The organism is Chryseolinea serpens, assembly GCF_900129725.1.
Lineage (GTDB): Bacteria > Bacteroidota > Bacteroidia > Cytophagales > Cyclobacteriaceae > Chryseolinea > Chryseolinea serpens.
Genome location: NZ_FQWQ01000002.1, coordinates 80,986 through 104,250, shown reverse-complemented (window position 1 = coordinate 104,250; position 23,265 = coordinate 80,986). Strand labels below are relative to the sequence as shown.

Annotated in this window: 15 protein-coding genes; 8 read left to right on the top strand and 7 right to left on the bottom strand. The window is 53.0% G+C overall.

What is annotated here, in order from left to right; all coding sequences use genetic code 11:
* Positions 1 to 107: 107 nt before the first annotated feature.
* Complete coding sequence (locus BUB30_RS14530) at positions 108 to 1,451, bottom strand: AGE family epimerase/isomerase (protein ID WP_073135369.1); 1,344 nt, start codon at positions 1,449 to 1,451, stop codon at positions 108 to 110.
* A gap of 244 nt (positions 1,452 to 1,695) precedes the next feature.
* Positions 1,696 to 2,115, bottom strand: coding sequence for an OsmC family protein (locus tag BUB30_RS14525; RefSeq protein WP_073135367.1), 420 nt, complete (start codon positions 2,113 to 2,115; stop codon positions 1,696 to 1,698).
* Positions 2,116 to 2,612: 497 nt separating this feature from the next.
* Between BUB30_RS14525 and BUB30_RS14520 the strand changes: the two genes are divergently transcribed.
* A complete protein-coding gene (locus BUB30_RS14520; RefSeq protein WP_073135366.1) occupies positions 2,613 to 3,509 on the top strand; it encodes a hydroxypyruvate isomerase family protein in 897 nt (298 codons plus the stop codon).
* A 71-nt stretch (positions 3,510 to 3,580) separates the two neighbouring features.
* Positions 3,581 to 5,137: an alpha-N-arabinofuranosidase gene (locus tag BUB30_RS14515; RefSeq protein WP_073135364.1), complete on the top strand. Its 1,557-nt coding sequence runs from the start codon at positions 3,581 to 3,583 to the stop codon at positions 5,135 to 5,137.
* A gap of 472 nt (positions 5,138 to 5,609) precedes the next feature.
* Here the strand turns inward: BUB30_RS14515 and BUB30_RS14510 are convergent, their stop codons facing one another.
* Both BUB30_RS14510 and BUB30_RS14505 read right to left on the bottom strand, forming a co-directional pair.
* A complete protein-coding gene (locus tag BUB30_RS14510; protein WP_073135362.1) occupies positions 5,610 to 6,077 on the bottom strand; it encodes a hypothetical protein in 468 nt (155 codons plus the stop codon).
* 17 nt (positions 6,078 to 6,094) lie between these two features.
* Entirely contained in the window at positions 6,095 to 6,871 is a 777-nt protein-coding gene (locus tag BUB30_RS14505; protein WP_073135360.1) for an HAD-IIA family hydrolase, read from the bottom strand.
* 254 nt (positions 6,872 to 7,125) lie between these two features.
* Here BUB30_RS14505 and BUB30_RS14500 point away from each other — a divergent pair, with 254 nt between their 5' ends.
* The 4 genes from BUB30_RS14500 (at position 7,126) to BUB30_RS14485 (ending at position 15,122) form a co-directional block, all read left to right on the top strand.
* A complete protein-coding gene (locus BUB30_RS14500) occupies positions 7,126 to 8,796 on the top strand; it encodes a sodium/sugar symporter (protein WP_073135358.1) in 1,671 nt (556 codons plus the stop codon).
* Between the two features lie 333 nt (positions 8,797 to 9,129).
* Positions 9,130 to 12,357: a SusC/RagA family TonB-linked outer membrane protein gene (locus BUB30_RS14495; protein WP_073135357.1), complete on the top strand. Its 3,228-nt coding sequence runs from the start codon at positions 9,130 to 9,132 to the stop codon at positions 12,355 to 12,357.
* 15 nt (positions 12,358 to 12,372) lie between these two features.
* Positions 12,373 to 14,049 carry a RagB/SusD family nutrient uptake outer membrane protein gene (locus BUB30_RS14490; RefSeq protein WP_073135355.1) on the top strand — a complete coding sequence of 559 codons (1,677 nt, stop codon included), beginning with the start codon at positions 12,373 to 12,375 and terminating at the stop codon, positions 14,047 to 14,049.
* 110 nt (positions 14,050 to 14,159) lie between these two features.
* Complete coding sequence (locus tag BUB30_RS14485) at positions 14,160 to 15,122, top strand: helix-turn-helix transcriptional regulator (protein ID WP_073135353.1); 963 nt, start codon at positions 14,160 to 14,162, stop codon at positions 15,120 to 15,122.
* 155 nt (positions 15,123 to 15,277) lie between these two features.
* Here the strand turns inward: BUB30_RS14485 and BUB30_RS14480 are convergent, their stop codons facing one another.
* Positions 15,278 to 16,480 (bottom strand): acetyltransferase domain-containing protein, encoded by a 1,203-nt coding sequence (locus BUB30_RS14480; RefSeq protein ID WP_073135350.1) that lies wholly within the window; start codon positions 16,478 to 16,480, stop codon positions 15,278 to 15,280.
* A 42-nt stretch (positions 16,481 to 16,522) separates the two neighbouring features.
* On the opposite strand from BUB30_RS14480, the gene BUB30_RS14475 reads away from it, so the two are divergent.
* On the top strand, positions 16,523 to 17,026 hold the full coding sequence (locus tag BUB30_RS14475) for a YkgJ family cysteine cluster protein (RefSeq protein WP_073135348.1): 504 nt from the start codon (positions 16,523 to 16,525) through the stop codon (positions 17,024 to 17,026).
* Between the two features lie 81 nt (positions 17,027 to 17,107).
* The gene (locus BUB30_RS14470; protein ID WP_073135345.1) at positions 17,108 to 18,511 is read left to right on the top strand and encodes a sialate O-acetylesterase; all 1,404 of its coding nucleotides are present in this window, start codon (positions 17,108 to 17,110) and stop codon (positions 18,509 to 18,511) included.
* 96 nt (positions 18,512 to 18,607) lie between these two features.
* Here BUB30_RS14470 and trxA read toward each other — a convergent pair whose 3' ends face one another.
* Both trxA and dnaE read right to left on the bottom strand, forming a co-directional pair.
* Positions 18,608 to 18,931, bottom strand: a complete 324-nt coding sequence (gene trxA, locus BUB30_RS14465) for a thioredoxin (RefSeq protein ID WP_073135343.1) — start codon at positions 18,929 to 18,931, stop codon at positions 18,608 to 18,610.
* Positions 18,932 to 19,039: 108 nt separating this feature from the next.
* The gene (dnaE, locus tag BUB30_RS14460) at positions 19,040 to 23,230 is read right to left on the bottom strand and encodes a DNA polymerase III subunit alpha (protein ID WP_073135341.1); all 4,191 of its coding nucleotides are present in this window, start codon (positions 23,228 to 23,230) and stop codon (positions 19,040 to 19,042) included.
* Positions 23,231 to 23,265: the final 35 nt, after the last annotated feature.

The following is a 23,265-nucleotide window of genomic DNA, read 5'->3' as shown; positions in this document are numbered from 1 at the left end:
TTGAACCGCATCATCTTCGCTAAAGCTTCGGCGCGCAAAGAGAAGGCGTAAAGAATCTCGTCGCCCTTGTTGGTGAAGAACACCAACAAGGGCGGAGGGGCGGCGGTTTAATGCACTCGTCCCCGCAGCCTGTCCATACAATTCGCCATCGACCGGTAATGATGATACGTGGCCTTCCAGATGTGCCCTTTCAACCCTTTCTTTCTATCGGGCTCCTTATCTAACCCAGCTTCATACCAATCACCGTATTCGTGGTCGATGAGATACGTGTCGTTGTACTTCCACTGTGTTTTAAATTTCTCGTAATACTGATGCTCATCGTTGGGAAACAGATCGGCCATGAGCAGGAGGGTGTTCATGCCTTCGGCCTGGGCCCACCAGTTTTTGGTGTCGCGGGTGATGGTGATGCCGGGCTTGTCTTTGAAGTAGTAGGCTTCATCATAAAAGCCGCCGTTGGGGTCCCAACAATTTTGCAGGGCGTGGTCCACCATTTTTTTGGCGATGCGCAAAGTGGTGGTGTCGTTTTGGTTGCCCGCAATGTGGGAGGCTTCCAGCATGAGGTAGGCAGTTTCAATGTCGTGACCAGCCGAAACGTGGTCCAGGTTGTGATGCTTGAGTACGCTGGCTTCGGAGGAGTCGCGGAAGGTCACGGGTGTCCAGTCGGGGAGGAAGAAGAGTTGGAGATAACCTTTGGGCTGGACGATGGTGTCGCGGATGAGGTGAAGCATTTCCTGCAGGCGTTCGTGTACCAGGGCATCGGGCCATACGGAGTAGAGTTCTGTCAGGGCTTCCAGCAAGTGAATGGAACTGTTTTGATCTTTGTAGCCTGTCTCGGCCGTCGAGGGCACGGAGGCATCGCGTTGAATGACCGTGCCGTCGCGCTTCATGTGTTGAAAATATCCTTTGCGCGCGGGATCGTGACTATGGGCCTCCAGCCAGGCGAATGATTTCTTTGCTAACGCCAGTGCCGCTGTGTCGCGCGAGGCATGATAGTAGGCCGACAAGGCATAGAGACCGAAGGCATTTCCATACGCCGTTTTCTCTTCGTTAGGACCTGACTTCACGGCGCCGGCGCGGTCCACTAAGGTATGAAAGCCGCCATAGGTTTTGTCCCACATCACATCGTACAAAAACAAAAAGCCGTGTCGCGCATTTTCTTTGTATTGTTTCACGTCCGGGTAGCGTTCAGACGCTTTTGAATTGGTCCACACTTGGCGGGCCTGGGTTACGATCATTTTGTCCTGGTCGCCGGTGGGTTTGAAGTCGAAGGTAAAGGTGCTGAGAAAGCCGCCGTAGGAAGTGTCGACCGACAAGGGATACCACTTGTCCAACGTTTCGGTGCGCAACGATTTTTCGATCGCGGCGGCGATGGCTTCACGGTCGTCCGATGGCTTTGGCGTGCCACAGCGCACCAGCAACAGGATGGCTAGAATTCCAGTGATAGGTTTCATGCGTCAGTTCCGGGTTAGGGGAAGTGAATATACATGACTTTCCGCGATTGTGGGAGACCGGCATGCGGGAGGAACGACCATTACTCCATGAGCGGAATATCGGGACAGGTCGATGGATTGAAAGTGGTATGAAGGTGCAACAACACGGGCGATCGGAGACCATCCATAAAAAAACGAAGGCCTCCGAAACGTCACTTTTTTTGCGAAACGGTTTCAGAGGCCTTTCGGAATAAAAAGAATCGATTTACAACAGCGTGGCGTCGATGCTGATCTCGGCTTTGAAAAGTTTGGACACGGGGCAGTTTGCCTTGGCATCCTGCACGGCGGCGTCGAATTTGTCTTTGCTGATGCCGGGCACTTTGGCTTTCAAGGTCAGTTGCGCCGTGGGGATGGTGCCGGTGTTGGGATCGAGGGTGATCACGCAGTCGGTGGACAATTCGTCGGCGGTGAAGCCGGCTTCGTTCAGCACAAAGCTGAGCTTCATGGTGAAACATCCTGCGTGTGCGGCGGCGAGAAGTTCTTCGGGGTTGGTGCCTACACCTTCGGCGAAGCGCGAGTTAAAGGAGTATTGTGTCTTATTCAATACGGTGCTCTGCGTGCTCACCGTTCCTTTGCCTTCCTTGCCGGTGCCGTTCCAAACGGCGTTTGCTCTTCTTTTGATCATAGCGGTATGGGTTTATTTGTTTTTGTTGTGCGATGAATTTACCGGCGATTAACGACCGGCCCTGTTTCAGTGTCGGCGAAGATAACAAATTCATTTCGCCTGAAAATTTGAGGCGTAAAAAATAACGCAGAAGCAATACAGGCTTAGGATGACGCTTTCCACCGTGAAGGTGCGTGTGAATTCATCCTAACTCAAGCCGACGTCCGCGACCGGCGTGTCGCGAGGCCCAACGGCTTGAGCGCGCTCCGAACTTTTTGCAAGACATCATTTTCGTGTTTCAGGATGACAAATCGCTGGCGATCAGAAGGGTAATGCGGTGTGGAAATGAGGTTCACAAAGCTTTTTTTTGGCGGTTTCAATCGTTTTCCATGATTTTTTTATAATATAGTGTAAAATTGACACCTAATCGGAAGGCGTAATTTTTTCAAGTGTGGTTAGGGGATAGGCCGACCCATACGACTTTATAAGAAAGAGATAGAACCAGACCAGAGAGCATTATGAAAAACAACGAAAATTATTCCCGCCGCAGTGCCTTGAAGAAGATGGCAGGCACGACCGCCATGGCCGTAGCCGGCGCTTCACTGGCCCACCGCTTGTCGGCCGCCGAAGCCGTGCTGGACGGCAACCTGAAAGGCAAAGTGAACCACTCCGTTTGCCGCTGGTGCTACAACGATATTCCCCTCGAAGACCTCTGCAAAGCCGCCAACAGCATCGGCCTGTCATCCATCGAGCTGACCGGCCCGGAAGAATGGCCCATCCTGAAAAAATATGGTCTCACCTCAGCCCTACCGTGGGGAGCGGGCAAAGGCATCGTCGATGGTTTTAATAATCCCGCCTTACACGACGAACTGGTGAAGAGCTATTCGGAAGTCATTCCCAAAGCCGCCGCTGCGGGCCTCAACCAGATCATCTGCTTCTCGGGCAACCGCAAGGGCCTCGACGACGAAAAGGGAATCGAGAACTGCGCCATCGGGTTGCAACGCCTTATGCCCATCGCTGAAAAATATAAAGTGACCATGGTCATGGAGCTGCTCAACAGCAAAGTGAACCACCCCGACTACCAGTGCGATCACACCCCCTGGGGCGTGGCCCTCTGCGACAAGGTGGGCTCCGAGCGTTTCAAGTTGCTGTATGACATCTATCACATGCAGATCATGGAAGGCGACGTGATCGCTACCATCAAAAAATATCAAAAGTATATCGCCCACTACCACACCGGCGGCGTTCCCGGACGCAACGAGATCGACGACACGCAGGAGTTGAACTATCCCGCCATCATGAAAGCCATTTTGGAAACGGGTTTCAAAGGCTATGTGGCGCAGGAATTTATTCCCAAGCGTGAAGACAAGATCGCATCCCTGCGTCAGGGAGTGCAGATCTGTGACGTTGCGTAGAGACACAACGAAAGGGGTATACTTTATTTTCATTGTTATTGTAATCACTATTTAAAAAACAATTTTCCTCTATGAGCACTCTACGCACCCTCGCGTTCATGGCATTGGTTTGCTGTGGCCTCACTGCAACCGCCCAAGGCGTGAAAGAAAACCGGATCGTCGCGAGCCCGGAGTTTAGCAAATACACCATCAGCCGTCACATCTACGGCCATTTTTCAGAACACCTGGGACATTGTATTTATGGAGGATATTTTGTGGACGAAAATTCAACGATCCCCAACACGCGTCGCATCCGCACCGACATCGTGGACGCACTGAAAAAGATCCACATCCCCAACCTGCGCTGGCCCGGCGGATGTTTCGCCGATGAATACCACTGGAACGATGGTATCGGTCTGCGCGCCAACCGGCCGAAGATGGTCAATACCCATTGGGGTGGCGTGACCGAAGACAACAGCTTCGGTACCCACGAATTCCTCGACCTCTGCGAGATGCTGGGCACCGAGCCCTACATCTGCGGCAACGTGGGCAGCGGCACCGTGGAAGAAATGTCCAAGTGGGTGGAATACCTCAACTTCGACGGTGTGAGCCCGATGGCGGAACTGCGCAAACAAAATGGTCACGAAAAACCATGGAAGGTGCAGTTCTGGGGTGTGGGCAACGAGAACTGGGGCTGCGGCGGCAACATGACTGCCGAATTCTATGCCGACCAATACCGCCGCTACGCCACCTATGCCCGCAACTATGGCGACGCCAAACTGATGAAGATCGCCGGCGGCGCCAACTCCTTCGACTACCACTGGACAGAAACTCTCATGAAGAACGTCCCCCTCAACATGATGTGGGGCGTCTCGCTACACTACTACACCCTTGCTGGCGGTTGGGACAAGAAAGGCTCCGCCACAACCTTTGGTGAAAACGAATACTTCTCCGCCATGAAAGCCTGCCTGCGCATGGACGAACTGGTGACGAAGCACTCCACCGTGATGGACCGCTACGACCCCGAAAAGCGTGTAGCCCTGGCGGTAGATGAATGGGGCATCTGGACCGACGTAGAACCCGGCACAAACCCCGGCTTCCTCTTTCAGCAAAACAGCTTGCGCGACGCCCTCATCGCCGCCTCCACGCTTAACATCTTCAACAACCACAGCGACCGCGTCCGCATGGCCAACCTGGCGCAGACGGTGAACGTGTTGCAAGCCCTTATCCTCACCGATAAAGAAAAGATGCTGCTCACGCCGACTTATCACGTATTCGATCTTTACCAGGTGCACCAGGATGCCGCCTTGATCCCGCTGGCGGTCAACACCAAAGACTATGTCTTCGGCACTGAAAAACTGCCGGCCTTGAATGCTTCCGCCTCCCGCGACAAAGACGGCAACATCCACCTCACTATCGTCAACATCGACCCGGCAAACGCGATCGATCTTCAGGTGGACGTCCCAGGAACACAAACTCTGAAGGCTTCCGCCCAAATCCTTACATCGGATAAGTTCACCGATCACAACACGTTCGAAAAACCGTCAGCGTTAAAGCCTGTGGCATTTGCCGGCGTGAAGAAAACCGGTGAATCGGTGGGTTTGAAGATTCCTTCGAAGTCGCTGGTGGTGATTACGCTTGCGAAATAAGACTTAAGTCTGTAGTTCTCCCATAACCTGAAAATATCTCTAAGGGAAAGCGAGCTCAACTGCCGATGAAGCACAGAGCTTGCGTGTCAAGAAATGCGAAGATCGATTTAACTTTCCTGTGACACGCTGATTTGAGCGGCTGTCAATAACCCCGGGCTAAAGTCCGGGGTTATTCGTTTGGTACGAAAGCTATTCTGATTCCAGAAGCAAATTGATAGTTCATCCAACACTTTCGCCGATTGCGAAGCTGGATAACCCCAGGCTTTAGCCTGGGTTATACACAACCTGTGAAAAGTGCGCCACGCTCGCGCTATCATATGAAATGCTGACGTTCATGGCGCGTAACATCGAAAAGCTCGATTAAAAGCGAAAGGCGGCGGGGTGTTATTCGCGAACGCAGAGTCCAAGGAGCAACGACATCATCAGTTTAAGAGAAAGGCGAGAAGCAACTATGGCGAGACACGGCGGCGCGCTAGTCACTCCGCTTCTGACCGCGAACGTATTTGATCCCGATCGGCAGAAGAGCCAACGCGAGACTTGCAAAGATGATCCGTTCGTATCGAATGTCAGAATACTCAAGCGTCCGGATCCCATCATCGCAAGCCGTGCACTCAACAATTTTTATATTGCTATCAAAATAACAGAGGAGGGCCAGCACTAAAAAAAAGATGCCCACCACCAGACTGGCGCATTTGATTTTCTCGCGCAGCGTACATACTCGAAAAACGTGATAACAAAATAATCCGATGAGCGCAAAGATTGCCGGATAGTGCCATCCAAAAAAAAGCGGAATTGAAATCTTGCCATGAAAACGGATGTGATTATCGGTAAAAAATACAAAGAGGTCTTGTATGAATCTTTTTATCCAAAACTCAGTCCACAGCCCAACTCCGAAACCGCCAAGAAAACTCAGTACAGAAAATATGATTTTCTTTTTCATTCCATGACGGCGGATTCCTACACCCACCACTCCAACGGCAACTCAATATCACTCACCGAATTCACCACCAAATCCGGCTTAAACGCATACTTCTTCAACTCCTCATTCTTACTGATCCCCGACAGCACCAATATCGTCCGATACCCCATCTGCACGCCACCTTGAATATCCGTATCCATCGTATCACCAATCACCGTAGTATCCGCCGTCTCCAATCCGATATGTTTCCGCGAAGACCGCATCATGACGGGTCCAGGTTTTCCCACCACAAACGCCTTGATGCCGGTCGCTTCTTCGATCATGGCCGTGGTGGCCGCGATGCCCAGGTTGTTCCAGCCTTTCTTTTTGGGAGAGGGGTCGCGGTTGGTGGTGATGAATTTGGCGCCGGCCAGGATCATGTCCACGGCGCGTTGCACCATTTCGAGGGTGAAGTTGCGGCCTTCGCCGAGCACTACGAAGTCGGGCTCGGTGTCCACCAGCGTGATGCCGTGGTCGTGGAGGCTGCTGATGAGGCCGCCTTCGCCCAGTACGTAGGCGGTGCCCTTGGGTACCTGGCTGGCCAGGAACTTGGCAGTGGCCATGGCGCTGGTGTAGATATGGTTTTCGGTTACCTCGATGCCCAGTTTCCGCAACTTCCGCACGGCCTCCAGGGGGGTGCGCTGGCTGTTGTTGGTCATGAAGGTAAAAGGGATGTTTTCACTCAGTAAACGGGCAATAAAGGTGTCGGCTCCCGGAATGAGGATATCCCCTCCGTAGATCACGCCATCCATATCGATCAATAAGCCTTTTGCCATGGTGTTTTGGGTTCTATTTTTCAGAAACCAAAAGTTGAAGGTTTATTTAATGAAATTCAAATATCTACCGCCGGGTTTGTGATAAAAGCCTAAAAAATCGATTGCATCCTTTGTAGTTTCAAAAAAGAACCTGACTTTTATTTTCCAGACCCTCAGAAAACCAACAGACTGACCTTCATTTGCCTCTTCCTGGGAAGCGGCTGTGGAGGCGGAAACCTAACAATCATTCGCCTAAACACATACCCTAAACCAAGATGCAGCAGCAATTACACTCCATAGACTACATCGTCTTTCTCATTTATTTCGTCATCGTTTCTTCCTACGGGTACTGGGTCTACAACCGCAAGAAAAAAGCCCTGCAAGATTCCAAAGATTTCTTTCTGGCCGAAGGGTCGCTCACCTGGTGGGCTATCGGCGCCTCGCTGATCGCTTCCAACATTTCGGCCGAGCAGTTTATCGGTCAGTCGGGATCCGGTTTCAAGATGGGTCTGGCCATTGCCACCTACGAATGGATGGCCGCGGCAACGCTGCTGGTGGTGGCCATTTTCTTTATGCCCATCTACCTCAAGAACAAGATCTACACCATGCCGCAATTCCTTACCCAACGGTATAGCAGTACGGTGAGCACGATCATGGCGGTGTTCTGGCTCTTGTTGTATGTGATCGTGAACCTCACGTCGATCCTCTTTTTGGGTGCCTTGGCCATCAACACCATCTCGGGTATTAACTTCTGGGTGTGTATGGGCGGCTTGGCCCTCTTCGCCATCGTCATCACGCTGGGCGGGATGAAGGTGATCGGGTACACCGACGTTATCCAGGTGTTCTTCCTCATCCTCGGCGGGTTGGCCACCACGTATATGGCCCTCAACATGGTGTCGGAACATTTTGGCTCTTCGGGCGTGCTCAACGGATTCAGTCTCATGATGGATCATGGCAACGATCACTTCCACATGCTCTTCAAACAGGGGAATCCAAATTATCTGGACTTGCCGGGTCTATCAATATTGTTGGGTGGTATGTGGATCGTAAACCTCAACTACTGGGGTTGTAACCAATACATCACACAACGCGCCCTGGGCGCCGACCTGCCCACAGCACGCAACGGTATTTTGTTTGCCGCGTTCCTGAAGTTGTTGATGCCCGTCATCGTCGTACTGCCGGGTATTGCTGCCTATGTGTTGTACCAGGAAGGCATGTTCCAAACCGAAATGCAAAGCAACGGTGCACTCAACCCTGACCGCGCTTATCCCATCCTCCTAAACCTACTCCCCATCGGATTGAAAGGACTTTCCTTTGCCGCGCTCACGGCCGCCATTGTAGCGTCGCTGGCCGGTAAGGCAAACAGTATCTCCACCATCTTTACGCTGGACATTTACAAGAAATTTTTCAACCCCGCCGCCACTGAAAAGCATTTGGTGCACGTGGGCAAGATCGCCATCATGGTAGCCATGGGGTTGGCCATTGTCATTTCGCCGTTCATGGGCATCGATAAGAAGGGGGGCTTCCAGTTCATCCAGGAATACACCGGCTTTGTGTCGCCCGGGATCTTTGCTATTTTCATTTTAGGTTTCTTCTGGAAAAAGACCACGGCGAAAGCAGCATTGGTAGCCGCCGTCATCGTGTTCCCGCTTTCGATGTTCCTGAAGGTGTTGCCAGGATATGCTGATCTTTCTAGCCTCAGCAGCTTTGGCCTTGCTGCCATCAACAACGATTCAGGGTTGTATGAGATCCCGTTCATCGACCGCATGGGCCTCGTGTTCCTGGTGGTTGTGGCCGTGATGGTAGTGGTGAGCTTGGCGGATACGAAAGCAGAACCCAAAGGACTGGAGATCGACGCTGCAATGTTCAAACCCAAGGGAGCTTTTGCTGTGGGCGCTGTCATCGTCTGCGGAATTCTCGCTGCCTTGTATATCATCTTCTGGTAGATCTTTTTTTGAAAGGTGGGAGGGGAATGAAAATCCCATGATCCACTTACGGTATAGAGAGCGTCTTGCTGTTGGATACGGCAAGACGCTTTTATTTTTTGATGGTGATCGATCGGTTGCCAACGTTTTAGATTTTCTTTTCGATCGAAACCAAAGCGCACCGGTGAAACGAAACCAGGGTATCACAATCCCCCCGAATCCATCGTTTCACTTCGCCGGTCTCCCGCGTCTCGTGTGATTACCCCATCCTAATGTTCCCCTGTACGGTGTGATTCATTTCAAAGCGGATTTCCCAAGCTTTGGTTATTAACAATTCATTAACAAAAACAACCTATGAGTAAATTTTTACTGTTAGCATGTTTGCTAGGCACGACCCTATTGGCGCGTGCCCAGGAACGCGTGGTGACGGGCAAGGTAACGTCTAAGGAAGACGGCTCTGCTTTGCCCGGCGTCAACGTGGTGTTGAAGGGTACTTCCTTCGGCACCGTTACGAATGCGGATGGAGTCTACCGGCTTTCCATCCCCAACGCCGATGCAGGAGGGAACATCGTGTTCTCCTTCATCGGTCTGCAAACCCAGGAAGTCGCCGTCGGCGACCGTTCGGTCATTGACATCCAACTTGCTTCGGATGTCACGCAATTATCAGAAGTGGTAGTCACCGGCGTTGGCGTCGCTACGGACAAACGACGTTTGGCCATCTCGGTCGAGTCGGTTTCGGGTGATCGCCTGCCGACCATTCCCACCGCGTCGATCGACCAGGCGCTGGTGGGAAAAATTGCCGGCGCGCAGATCATGTCGTCGTCGGGCAACCCCGGGGCTCCGGTCAGCATCCAGCTGCGCGGCATCAACACGCTGTCGGGTGGAACACAGCCGCTCATCATGGTGGACGGTGTTGAAATGCGCTCCACCTCGCTCAACGCGCTTGACCTCAACAACGTGGAACGCATCGAAGTGGTGCAAGGCGCTTCGGCGGCCACGATCTATGGCGCACAAGGTGCCAACGGTGTGATCCAGATCTTCACCAAAAAAGGAAAGCAAGGCCCGATGCACATCGACGCCTCGGCCCGCACCAGCGTTGACCAGGTGCTGAACATCGGCGACCTGCACCAACCCTTCCATCACTCCTTCACCACCGACGCCAACGGCAACATCCTCGACAACAACGGCGGCTTGCTCACGCAAGACAACCTGGGTCTCTGGGGACAAGCCAACTGGGAAAACGGCCCCGCAGCACAAAACAACAAACCCTATCAGAACAACACGAAATACTACGACCACATCGCCCAGTTGTTCCGCAACGTTCATACTTCCAACTACAACGTGGCGCTCTCCGGCGGAAAAGACAACAGCGACTATGCGTTCTCGTTTTCGAAGCTCCGCCAGGAGTCCGTTGTGCAAGGTGTATTGGACCGCACCAATTTCACCACCAACGTGGGTGTCGACATTTTGAAGAACCTGAAATTCCGGTCCACGACCCAACTGATCTATACTGACAACACGGTTAACCCCTATTACGTGAGCAATGCGCCCTTGTCGTCGGCCATGTATACTTACCCGTTTGCCGATCTGGACTACAAGGATGCGGATGGTAATTATACCTATCAGTTTGGCGGTGCGGGAGCCAACAACTCGAACCCGAAATATTTCTTCCAGTACCAAAAGTTCAAGAGCACGGTCATCGACGTGATCCCCACCCTAAACCTGCATTACACGCCCACCAAGATCTTCGAGCTGGATTATAAACTGGGCTTGAACTACTCGGTAAACAATTTTGCGCGCGAAACGCAGAATCAGACCGGCAACGCCTCATCGCTGGCCAACAACAGCTTCATCGGAGAGTCGATCAACGGGGGATTGAACAAGTCGGTCACCAACAACTACAACCTCAACTCGCTGGTGACCGGAACCATCAAGTTTGATTTCGACAAAGACCTCGGCTGGAAAGTGCCGATCGCCTCCACCACACAACTGGCCTTCGACTGGCGCAAGAGCAGTTTCCACCGCCAGTACCTGATCTATACGGGGCTGCCTTCTTATTCAAGCATCGACGACATCAACGGTGCACAATCGTCGTCCAACAGCACCACCGAATATGAAGACCTTTTCATAACCTATGGCTTTTTGTTGAACCAGCGGTTTGAATACAAAGAGACGGCCGGAATTTCCGGAGGTTTCCGCTCCGACTACAGTTCGACCTATGGCGATGCCAAGTCGCCCTTCACGTTCCCCCGCGGCGATGCCTACCTGCGGCTTTCCAAACTCACGTTCTGGGACGGCATCTCTTCGGTCTTGCCCGAGTTCAAGATCCGGGCGGCCTATGGTGAAGCCGGTATACAGCCAGTAGGCTATACGTTGGACGCATCGAAAGACCTTGCAGGCCCTGTGCCCAATCACTACCTGCGCATCCCATCATACAAAACCGGCACGGTCGACAATGGATTCATCATCTATAGCAATCCTACTTTCGCAAATGCAGGTTTGAAAGTGGAGCGCACCAAGGAATTTGAATACGGTTTCGATTTTGGCATTGCACCGACAAAGAACGGTGCATGGTTCAACTACATCTCCACCAACGTGTCGATCTGGAGCCGTAAAAGCACGGGCGTCGTGTGGCAACGGACGCAGCCGGTGTCGCAAGGTTCTGAGACCATCTGGGATAACTACATCGACCTGAAATCCAACGGCGTGCAATTCAGCGTGGACATGGATGTGTACTCCGGCGATAACCTGAAATGGGATTTCGTGACCAACTTCGGAACACAAACCTCATCGCTCTCCCGCACAGCCGACGGCAAAGATATTCCGCTGGTCTGGGCGAACGCCGCCACCTACACATTGAAAGGAGGCGAGAGGATCGGCACCATCTATGGCTACAAGGCGCTGACCAGCATCGATCAAAAAGATAAGAACGGCGACCCGTATATCAACCCCGCCAATGCCGCCAACTACGAAGTGGTGAACGGCCGCGTGGTGGACAAGGCCGGCAAACGCGTGCAGTTCACACCCGACAAATACTACCTGGGCAACACAACACCCAAGTTCAACATGTCCTTCATCAACAATTTCTCCTACAAAAATTACCTCACCTTCTCCTTCCAGATCGACTGGGTATATGGCGCGAAGACCTATAACCAGACCAAGGAGTGGATGTATTCCGAAGGCCTCCACGGCGACTACGACAAACCGCTCACCATCAATGGAGAGACGGGCGCATGGACGGCCTATTACAAAAGCTTCTACGACGCTTCCGAAAGCAACGGCACGAAAGATTACTTCCTGGAAAACTCATCGTTTGCCCGCTTGCGCAACCTGTCGGTCGGATTTGACTTCGCGAAGTTTTTTGACATGAAGGGGTTCACCCGTCTTCAGTTGGTATTCACCGGAAGGAACCTCGCGACGATCACCAACTACACGGGTATGGATCCGGAAAGCAGCCAGAACACCTCCGGTGGAGGAACCACTTCGGCATCACCGCAGGTGGCCACGCAACGCGGTCTGGATTTCTGGTCGTTCCCGAATTTCAAATCGTACCAGGTGGGTCTGAACGTTTCTTTTAACTAAGTAAATCACGATCGTATGAAACACAGAAAACTTTATATATCCCTTTGCCTTCTTTTGCTGGTGACACAAGCCTGCAAGAACGAGCTCACGGACGTGGTGAACAAGAACGAGCCGCTGGAAAATGCACTCTCTACAGAAGGCGGACTGGTGGCCTACGCCAAAGGAGGAGCCTACATCAACGGCATCGGCAGCTACTATGCCTCCGTCGACGATCAATTGGGTCCGCGTACAGGACGCAACCTGGGTTTCCTCACCGCGCAGATCTTCGGCCTGCACGATGCGATGGGCGACATCATTTACATCCCCTGGGGAAACCAGAGCTTCCGCTTCGCCAACAATCCCACCGACATCACCATCGATGACGGCACGGTGGTTCCCATGCCCATCGGGGTTTCACAACCCTATGAGCTGCGACTGCGCAACGACCGCGCTTATGGCCCGGCCAACACCATGCTGATGGAATGGACGCAAATGTATTTCCTCAACAACGCCATGAACATCCTGCTGAAAAAAGTAGATGGTGCAGAATATAGCGGCGATGCAGAAAATAAAAAGCACACCTTGAAAGCCTGGGGCTACTGGTGGAAGGGCTATGCCTATTCACGCATCGGCTCCATGTATGTGGCCGGCGTGATCAACGACGAACCCAACCTGACGAATGGCGATTTCAAAACAAATGCAGAGATCATCACGGAGGCCATGGCCAACTTCGACAAGGCGGAAGCAGAATTGACTGCGATCACCGACCCCGGTGTCTCTGCCGACATTCTGGCGGTGGCCATCCCGGGCTATTGCCAGCAAGGCAAAGGCGGCATCCCTTCACCCGAAGCATGGATCCGTAACATCAATACCCTGCGCGCCAGAAACATCCTGGTGAACACCCGCGTGGCCGACATGACGGCTGCGCAATGGACCGCCATCGAAGGCTTCGTGGACAACGGCATCCAGGAAGATGATCCCGTGTTCATTGTAAAAACTACGGAAGACTTTAGCCGCTCCGTTGTCGATCCCAATTTCGGTTCCGTTGCCGGCCTGGCCGCCACCGAAGATGGTCAGACGTTTTATGTGAGCGAACGGCTCATCCAGGATTTTCGAGCCAACGACCAGCGCATGGCCAACAATTTTGACTTGCTGGAATCGCCCCAGGTGAACATGCGCGGCCGCGGCCTCGGCTACGGAACGCGTTATTATCTGGTCGATGGCGGCAACAACATGCCCGGCGTGATCACCTACGTCCACACACAGGAAACCGGCGTGGATGACATCTACCTGGCCGGTACTTACGAAGAGAATCAGCTGATGAAAGCAGAGGTGCTAATCCGGTCGGGTAATGTGGGAGGGGGAACGGCCTTGATCGACGACGTGCGCAGTGATCAGGGTGCAGGCCTTGCAGCGATTGGCGCGATCACCCAGGCGGAGGCGCTGGAGGAACTGCGCAGCGAGCGCCGGATCAGCCTGGCCTTCCGCGGCTTGTCCTTCTACGATGCTCGCCGCATGGGCGTCACCGATGACAAGAGCGTGGGCGGCGGCAGGGCAAACGGTGTGATCCTGTCAAACTTCACGGGCAGCACGGTGGTGAACACCAAGGCGTTTATCAACTATAATTACCTGCCCTATTTTGATGTGCCGAAAAATGAAGTAGAGTATAACAATCCCGCGTTGGGAAGTGCACCGGTAGTGGGCCCTGAATAGCAGCGCCCGAGCTTTAATCAATTTATAACCCCGCTAAAATGTCCCGGAACCCCTGGTTCACGGGACATTTTTTTGAGAACAAATTCCGGCCGAAGCCGTAACTTTAGGGTATGAACCGAATCGACCGACTCACTGCCATCCTCGTACAGCTCCAATCCAAACGCGTGGTCAAGGCCGAGGAAATCGCCGACCGTTTTGAGATCAGCCTCCGCACCGTCTACCGCGACGTGAAGGCATTGATGGAGGCGGGCGTACCCATCGGGTCGGAAGCCGGCAAGGGATACTTTATCGTCGATGGCTATCATTTGCCGCCGGTCATGTTCACCCAGGACGAGGCCAGCGCCATGTTGCTGGCGGGAAAACTGGTAGAAAAAATGACGGACAAATCGATCCGGCAGGCCTTCGAATCTTCGCTGTTGAAGATCAAGGCGGTGATGAATGAGTCGGACAAAGATCTCCTCGAGGATCTGCACTCGCACATCGAAGTGCGTCGCATGCCGATGGATGAACACCAATTCCCCAACGATTTTCTCTCCGGAATTCAACGGGCCGTCGTCGCGAAAGATGTGGTCCGTATAGAGTACTTCAGCAGCTATAACGAACAATCAACCCAACGCGACGTTGAGCCCATCGGCTTGGTATTTTACAGCGCCGCCTGGCACCTCATCGCCTGGTGTCGCCTGCGCAACGGCTACCGCGACTTCCGCGCCGACCGCATCAAGAACCTATCGACGCCCGGCATAAAATTCGACGGCCGGAATTTGTTAAGCCTGCAGGAGTATCTCGCCTCCATGATGCAAGGCAATCAAGAGCTACAGAAGATCGTCGTCTCCTTTGATCAGCCCACGGCACGCTATGTGCAGCATACAAAATATTTCTATGGTTTTGTCTCCGAAGAAACCCTCGACACCAAAGTGCGCATGACCTTCCTCATCGGCTACGTTAAGCCCTTCTGCAAATGGCTCCTCAGCTACGGCGCCGCCGTTGATATTGATTACCCCGAAACCGCAAAAGAAATCATGCTCGACCTCGTAGAAGAGCTCACCAACCACTACGCCCGCGAAACGGTCTAAAGCGCAAGGCGCCTTTCTGTGCCCGCTGACTTGCCCGTCGTAGCTTTAGCGAAGGAGCTTTAGCGAAAAGCGGGCCTTTGCTCGCCGACTTGCCCGTCGTAGCTTTAGCGAAGACGGGAGCTTTAGCGAAGGTGAGGCGGTTCAAAAATCCCGCTCTAAAGATAACTCAACCACCAATCCTTATGCGTACTCTTATACCGGTTATACCAAGTGCACACAGGGTATAGTACTAACACAATCCCCGCCCACACCACATACACCCAAAACAAAGACACTCCCGACCCCGCCGTAATTCCTCCAAACCCTTTCGCAAAATGAAAATCGATCGCCGAGAAAGGAGTACCATTCCCAATCGTATACAACAATGCACAAAGATGGATCAAGTAGAAGTGCACAATAAAATAAAACAAAGGCACCCGTCCATACACCAAAAAGAAAGACCCCTGCTTCCCCTTCACCCGTTCCAACAGCGCCAATAACAACAACGTATTCCCCAGGATCATCAGCGTAAACAACAGTGACACGGGATATTTCGTCGTGTTTATAAAGCTCATAAACGTATACAAAGCATTCTTCTGAACACTCCACGGTGCAGGGTCGCCATAAATATTGATGAAGCGCAGCACCACAAAAAGCGCCAACGCGATCAGGCCCGACCTGACCAACCAAACCCTGCGTTTCTCTGCATCATAGCCTTTCGCATACCACATGCCCATGCCATACCCCGTCATCATAATGCCCAGCCAGGGCAACATCGGGTAAGGCACCGCCACGCCGCTTTGAGGAGGGATCTGGAAAAATCCAGGCTGTACGAGCAACGTCCAAAGCGGGAACAACGGGTTTTGCTGCGGAACCGAAACCATGTCCAGCAAATTATGGCCAAACACAATCACCAAACCCAGGATGAAAACGACACGCTCCTTCAGAAAGACGAGTGCCGAAAGCGCCACCATCGAAGCACCGATGGCCCAGATCACCTGCATCAGAGTGAAGTCATAGTAGAGGTTGAAAAGCAATCCGAAGCGCACCACCGTCACCTCCAGGAAGATGAGCCACAACCCCCGCGATAACAGGAATTTGCTCAACGCCTTCGTGCCTTTGCTTTGCAGACTGATGCGCGCCGACATGCCCGAAAGAAACACAAACGTCGGTGCACAAAAATGCGTGATCCATCGCGTGAAGAACAGGGCTGGCGAAGTCTTGGTCAGGTCCAGCGGATCGAAAAGAAAAGCGTTGATGTGAAAGAAGTCGCGCGTGTGGTCAAGGGCCATCACAACCATGACGATGCCGCGCATCATGTCGATGGAGGAAATACGGGGTTTTTCAACAAGGACGGTGGCAGGGGCTGCAGTCGTCATATTTTTATCAGTAGGTTTAGCCGAATTTACGATCTTTGCACAATGGCAAGTGAAGATAAGGCTTTCGACCGGGAGAAATTCTATCAGCAGGCAAAAAACCGAGCCACGGAAAACAAAAAATTCCTGGAGCGCGTAAAAAAAATGGACCCCCGCAAAGTGGATGATGCCTTTCATTCCACCCATGAAGAGGTGTTCGAGGAAATGGACTGCCTCACCTGCGCCAATTGCTGCAAGACCACATCGCCCATTTTTTATCAAACCGACATCGAGCGCGTCGCCAAAAGCCTGCGCATGAAACCCGGCGACTTCGTTGAACAATACCTGCGCATCGACGAAGACCGCGACTATGTGCTCAAGTCCTCGCCGTGTCCCTTCCTCGGCGACGACAACTATTGCAGCGTCTACGAAGCCCGCCCCAAAGCCTGCCGCGAATACCCACACACCGACCGGAAAAAAATGGTGCAGGTCACCGGCCTGGCCTATAAGAACACCCAGGTTTGTCCCGCCGTGTTGGAGATCGTGGAGCGCCTCAAAAAAATTCTGTAGAAAACATCCGGAAGAGGCTGTCGCAGCCGTTATGTTTCTTCCAATACCTTTGTATTTTTGATTCACAGACAATCTCACAACATGCGAAAGATCTCCCTGCTCTTCACCTTGCTGCTGGCCGCAGCGACCACTCAAGCCCAACTCCGCCTCGCCGCCCTCTTCGACGACCACATGGTACTGCAACAACAATCGCCAACGCCCATCTGGGGCTGGTCCTATTCCACGCAAGACATCACCATCAAGGTGAGCTGGGACACCACCACCGTGAAAGTGAGAACCGACAACACCGCCTTCTGGGGCACAACGCTGTTCACACCCGTTGCAGGCGGCCCACATACGATAACCGTGAAAGCCGGCAATGAAACCATCACCCTCCAGGACGTGATGACCGGCGAAGTATGGCTTTGCGCGGGACAGTCCAACATGGAGTGGAGCATGCATGCTTCCCTCGATGGAAAGGCCGACATCGACAAAGTGAACGACCCCAACATCCGCCTGTTCGACGTGCCCAACTCCGCCGCCATGACACCGCAGGTGCGGGGCGAGGGCCAGTGGAAAGTGGCCAACCCCGAAAATGTGAAATCGTTTAGCGCCGTGGCCTACTACTTTGGAAAGAAACTGAACACCAGCCTCAACGTGCCCATCGGCCTCATCAACGCCAGCTGGGGCGGCACACCCGCCGAAACCTGGACACCCCGCGAGAGCATCGAAGGCAACCCGAAGCTACTGGAAGCATCTAAGAAACAAGTAGACGACAAGCCCTGGTGCCCGTCGTCGCCCGCCGTCGTATACAACTCCATGATCAATCCCATGCTGCCGTTCCGCATTGCCGGGGCGTTGTGGTATCAAGGCGAAGCCAACACCGCCGCGCCGTCAACTTATAAGCTGCTGATGGAAACCATGATCACCGATTGGCGCAAACATTTCCTGCACGACTTCCCGTTCTACTATGTGCAGATCGCACCGTTTAGCGGCTACGGCGAAGTGGAGAAGGGAACCCTTGTCCGCGAGCAGGAAGTAAAGATGCTCGACATCGCCAAGACGGGCATGGTGGTGGTCTCCGACCTCGTGGAAGACGTAACCGACATACATCCCAAATACAAGAAACCCGTAGGCGAACGCCTGGCAAACCTGGCGCTGTCCGACACGTATGGCAAAAAGGGCATCAGCTACCTGAACCCGCTGTATAAAGAGATGAAAGTTGAAAAAGCCAAGATCCGCCTATCGTTCAACAACATTCCCACCGGCCTGATGGCAAAAGGTGGCGCGCCAACCGAGTTCACCATCGCAGGAGAAGATAAAGTCTTCTACCCGGCAAAGGCCGTCATCGATGGAAATACGGTAGTGGTATCGGCCAAAGAAGTGAAGAAGCCCGTGGCCGTCCGGTTTGGATGGAAGAACGGGTCCATCCCCAATCTTTTCAGCAAAGAAGGCCTGCCCGTGTCCAGCTTCCGCACCGACGACTGGACGATTGAAGTGAAATAAAAAGCATCTCCGCTAATGCGGGCACAAAATAAAAAGAGGCACGTTCACCACGCGCCTCTTTTTTATTTTGAGGGGACTTAAAATACCCTGTAATGATTATGCAACCTGTGCGGCGATCTTTTGATTCAATACCGATTTGGGTACAGCGCCAACTTGTTTGTCAACGATTTGGCCGCCTTTAAAAACCAGCAGGGTGGGGATGCTGCGCACACCGAAACGGGCGGTTACAGCGGGGTTCTCGTCAACGTTCAGTTTGCCGATCACGGCTTTGCCTTCATAGTCGCCGGCAAGCTCTTCCACAACCGGTCCGATCATTTTACAAGGACCGCACCATTCTGCCCAAAAGTCTACCAGTACAGGCTTATCAGAGTTGATGATCTGATCAAAGTTAGCATCGTTAAGTTCAATTGCTTTTCCCATGTGAGTATATGTTATAAGTTCTTTTTATGCTTTCAAAAGGACCAACGCAAAGGTATAGCTTTTAGTTCAGAGTTCTATGAAGCCTCAATGGCCGGCAGCACCTTTGTACTAAAACATCACTTCTACCTCGATTTCACCGGCTTTTTTCATTTCCCGCACCATGTCATTGACCGGGTTAACACGGAATTTGCGGCAAAGCAGGTCCAGGTTGATGTTTTCCTGCAGGTCATGGATCTTCAGGTAAAGCGGGGTGTTGCCCGAATACTCTCCGCAAACGCCTTCGATGATGCCGATCATGCCCGGGGTGATATCGTTGGCGTTGATCCGCAGCTTCACGCCCTTGCTGCGCTTGATGCCCAGTTCGTTGAGCAGGTCCATGTTCCGGATCTTGAACTCCAGGTTTTGCTGTCCCCACGAGTTGCGCACCACGGCCCCCTCCACAAAGAGGAACCACCCCACCGTCATGAAGGTCTTGAATTTGAGATAGTCCTCGCCAAAGAGCGTGAACGTGAAGTTGCCCGTGTAGTCCTCCAGCGTGAACTTGCCAAAGGGCTTGCCGGTCTTCGTGGTCCGGTGTTCCACCCCGGAAACGATGCCTCCTAACTTGACCTCGCGCCCCTGCATGGCTTCCAGTTCGGTGAGTTCGCTGCACCGTGTCTTGCAGAAGGAGTCCATCTCGAACCGGAAGTTGTCCAGGGGATGGCCCGAAATGTAGATGCCCACCACCTCTTTCTCCAGGTTCAGCTTTTCGATCTCACTGAAGGGCTCCACGTAGTCGATGCGGGGCTTGGGCATCACCGTGCCCGAGCTTCCTCCAAAGAGGCTGGCCTGGTTGCTTTGTTCTTCCTGTTGGGTCTTCGCGGCATATTTGATGGCCTTCTCCAGCAAGCTCACCTCGCCGTCTTTGGCAAACACATACTGCCGGCGATGAATGCCGGCAAAGCAATCGAACGCCCCCGACAAAGCCAGGCACTCATAGGTCTTCTTGTTCACCGAACGTTGATTCATCCGCTTGGCAAACTCGAAGATATCTTCAAAGGGTCCGTTGGCTTCGCGCTCCTGGATGATGGCTTCCACGGCGGCATCACCGGCACCCTTGATGGCACCCAGCCCAAACCGGATCTCGCCATCTTTGTTCACTTCAAAATAAACACCCGACTCGTTCACGTGCGGGCCCAATACCTTAATGCCCAAGCTGCGGCATTCCTCGATAAAGAAGGTAACGCTTTCCAGGTTGCTTTGTGAGTGGGTCAACACGGCCGCCATATACTCGGCAGGGTAGTTGGCTTTCAGATAGGCGGTGTGATAGGCCACCAACGAATAGCACGTGGAGTGCGATTTGTTAAAAGCATATTGCGCGAACGCTTCCCAGTCCGTCCATACTTTCTCGCAGATCTCCTGGGCATGCCCGTTCTTTTCAGCACCCTTGATGAATTTATCCTTCATCTTATCCAGCACGGCCTTCTGCTTTTTACCCATCGCTTTCCGCAGCACGTCGGCGTCGCCTTTGCTAAAGCCGGCAAGCTTTTGGGAGAGCAACATTACCTGCTCCTGGTAGACCGTGATGCCATAGGTTTCATGCAGAAACTCTTCCATGGCCGCGAGGTCATACTTGATCGCCTCTTGTCCGTGCTTCCGCTTGATAAACGCCGGGATGTATTCCATGGGGCCCGGTCGGTACAAGGCGTTCATGGCGATGAGGTCTTCAAATTTATCGGGCTTCAGTTGGCGCAGATATTTCTGCATGCCCACACTTTCAAACTGGAACGTGCCAGTGGTTTCGCCGCGTTGAAAAAGCTGGTAAGTCTTCAGATCGTCCAGCGGAACATCGTCGATGTTGATGTGGATGCCATGACTTTTCTTGATGTTGCGCAGTGCCGAGTTGATGATCGACAACGTGGTAAGCCCCAGGAAGTCCATCTTCAACATACCGGCGCTTTCCACCACACTGTTGTCGAATTGAGTGACCAACATGTCGGAGTCGCGCGCCGTTGATACGGGCACGAACTTGGTGAGGTCGTCGGGGGTGATGATGACCCCGCAGGCGTGGGTTCCCGTGTTGCGCACCGAGCCTTCGAGGATCACGGCTTGTTGCAGCACCTGCGCTTTCAGGTCCGTTCCCTTCTTGATGTCGGAAAGTTCTTTCACTTCCTGGAAGGCGTCATCGAGGGAAGTGCCCGGCTTTTCGGGGATCATCTTCGCCAGGAAGGTGGCGTCGGCCAGAGGAAGTTCCATCACCCGGGCGCAGTCGCGGATGGACGACTTCGCAGCCATCGTGCCATAGGTCACGATCTGGGCCACCTGGTTTTTGCCATACTTGTCGATCACATATTTCAACACGCGGTCGCGTCCTTCGTCGTCGAAGTCAATATCAATATCGGGGAGGGATACACGGTCGGGGTTTAGGAAACGCTCGAACAGCAAGTCGTACTTGATGGGGTCGACGTTGGTGATCCCGATGCAATACGCCACCGCCGAACCGGCAGCCGAGCCCCGTCCCGGACCGACCGACACGCCGATCTCGCGGGCCTTTGAAGTAAAGTCTTGTACAATGAGGAAGTAGCCGGGGTATCCGGTTTTCTGGATTGTATCCAACTCAAAATCCAACCGCTCACGAATGGCAGTGGTGATTTCCGGGTAGCGTTTGGCCGCACCGATGTAGGTGAGGTGTCGCAGGTATTCGTCTTCTGTGCTGAAGTCGGATGGAATGTCAAACTTGGGAAGCAACACATTCCGCTCCAGCGTATAGCTTTCGATCTTGTCGAGGATCTCGCTGATGGTCTCCACGGCTTCCGGCATGTCGCGGAAGATGGACTTCATGTCGTCCTGCGATTTGAAATAGTATTCGGTGTTGGCCAATCCATACCGGTGGCCGCGACCGTAGCCGATAGGAGTGGACTTGAATTCACCTTCCTTTATACACAACAAAACGTCGTGGGCATTTGCTTCTTCTTTTTGTAGATAGAAAGCTTCGTTGGCCGCAAAATATTTCACGCCATACTTCTCCGCAAAGCGCAACAACGTCTCATTCACGTGATCTTCCTGGGGAATGCCGTGACGGTTCAACTCGATATAGAAGTCTTCACCAAAAATTCCGTGCCACCATTTGAACGCTTCCTCCGCCTGTTTTTCGCCGACGTTTAGAATCAGATAAGGCACTTCGCTGGACAACGACCCGGTCGTGGCGATCAGATCTTGTTTGTAGGCTTCGATCAGCGCCTTGTCGATCCGCGGATAGATGCCGTATAGCCCCTCCGTGAAGCCCAGCGAACTGAGTTTTGCCAGGTTGTGATAGCCGTTTTTGTTCTTGGCAATCAACACCTGGTTATAGCGCTTGTCGGGATTGTCTTTTGTGAATTTCAGTTTCAACCGCTCGTCCGCGACATAAAACTCGCAGCCTACAATGGGTTTCAGGTCGTTGTTCAACGCCTCGCGCACGAACTTGAAGGCGCCATACATGTTGCCGAGGTCGGTCAGCGCAATGGCGGGCATGTTCAATGCCTTGGCTTTGCTCACCATCGACTTGATGTCGGGCGTGGCTTGGAGCACGGAGAACTGGGAGTGGGCGTGCAAATGAACAAAGGGTTTGTCCGTAAGGACGGAGACTTTGTCGGTGAGGGAATAGTCCGCTGCCTTTTTCTTTTCGCGCTTGGCAAAATTGGCGGCGTCCAGGTTCGGTTCTTCGTAAGTGATTTCCTCGAACGGTGTTTCATCAAAGGGCTTGACCACTTTCTGTTTGACCAACCCGAAGAAGCTTCGCGCGGTAGCGGCCACGTCGTAGGATGCATCGTGGGCATCGCCAAAGTCGCGGTTGAAGAGTTTCTTGTGCAGCTCAAGCAGCGTGGGCATCTTCAGTTTGCCCCCCAGGCCACCCGATAGCTGGCAAAACTCGGTCGATGAAATACCGGTGTCCAGTTTGGCCAGGTTCAGGAAGCGGTCGGTGCTTAACTGCTGACGGATAAGTTCCGCGCCAATGATGTTGATGTCGAACTCTATATTATGACCGACCAGCTGACGGGTGCCTTCCAGGTCTTTCACAAAGGTGTCGAGCACAACGCGCAGGTCGTGACCTTCTTCCAGGGCGCGTTTGGTCGAGATGCCGTGAATTTGCTCGGCGTTGTAGGGGATGTCGAAGCCGTCGGGCTTCACCAGGTAGTTGTGTTGGGCGATGAGTTTGCCGCGGTTGTCGTGTAGTTGCCATGCCAACTGCACCAGCCGGGGCCAGTTGTCGAGGTCCGTAATGGGCGCGGTTTTATTGCGTGGAAGACCGGTGGTCTCCGTGTCGAATATTAAATACATGAAAGTCGAAAAAATGTAGTGGTGACGTAAATGTA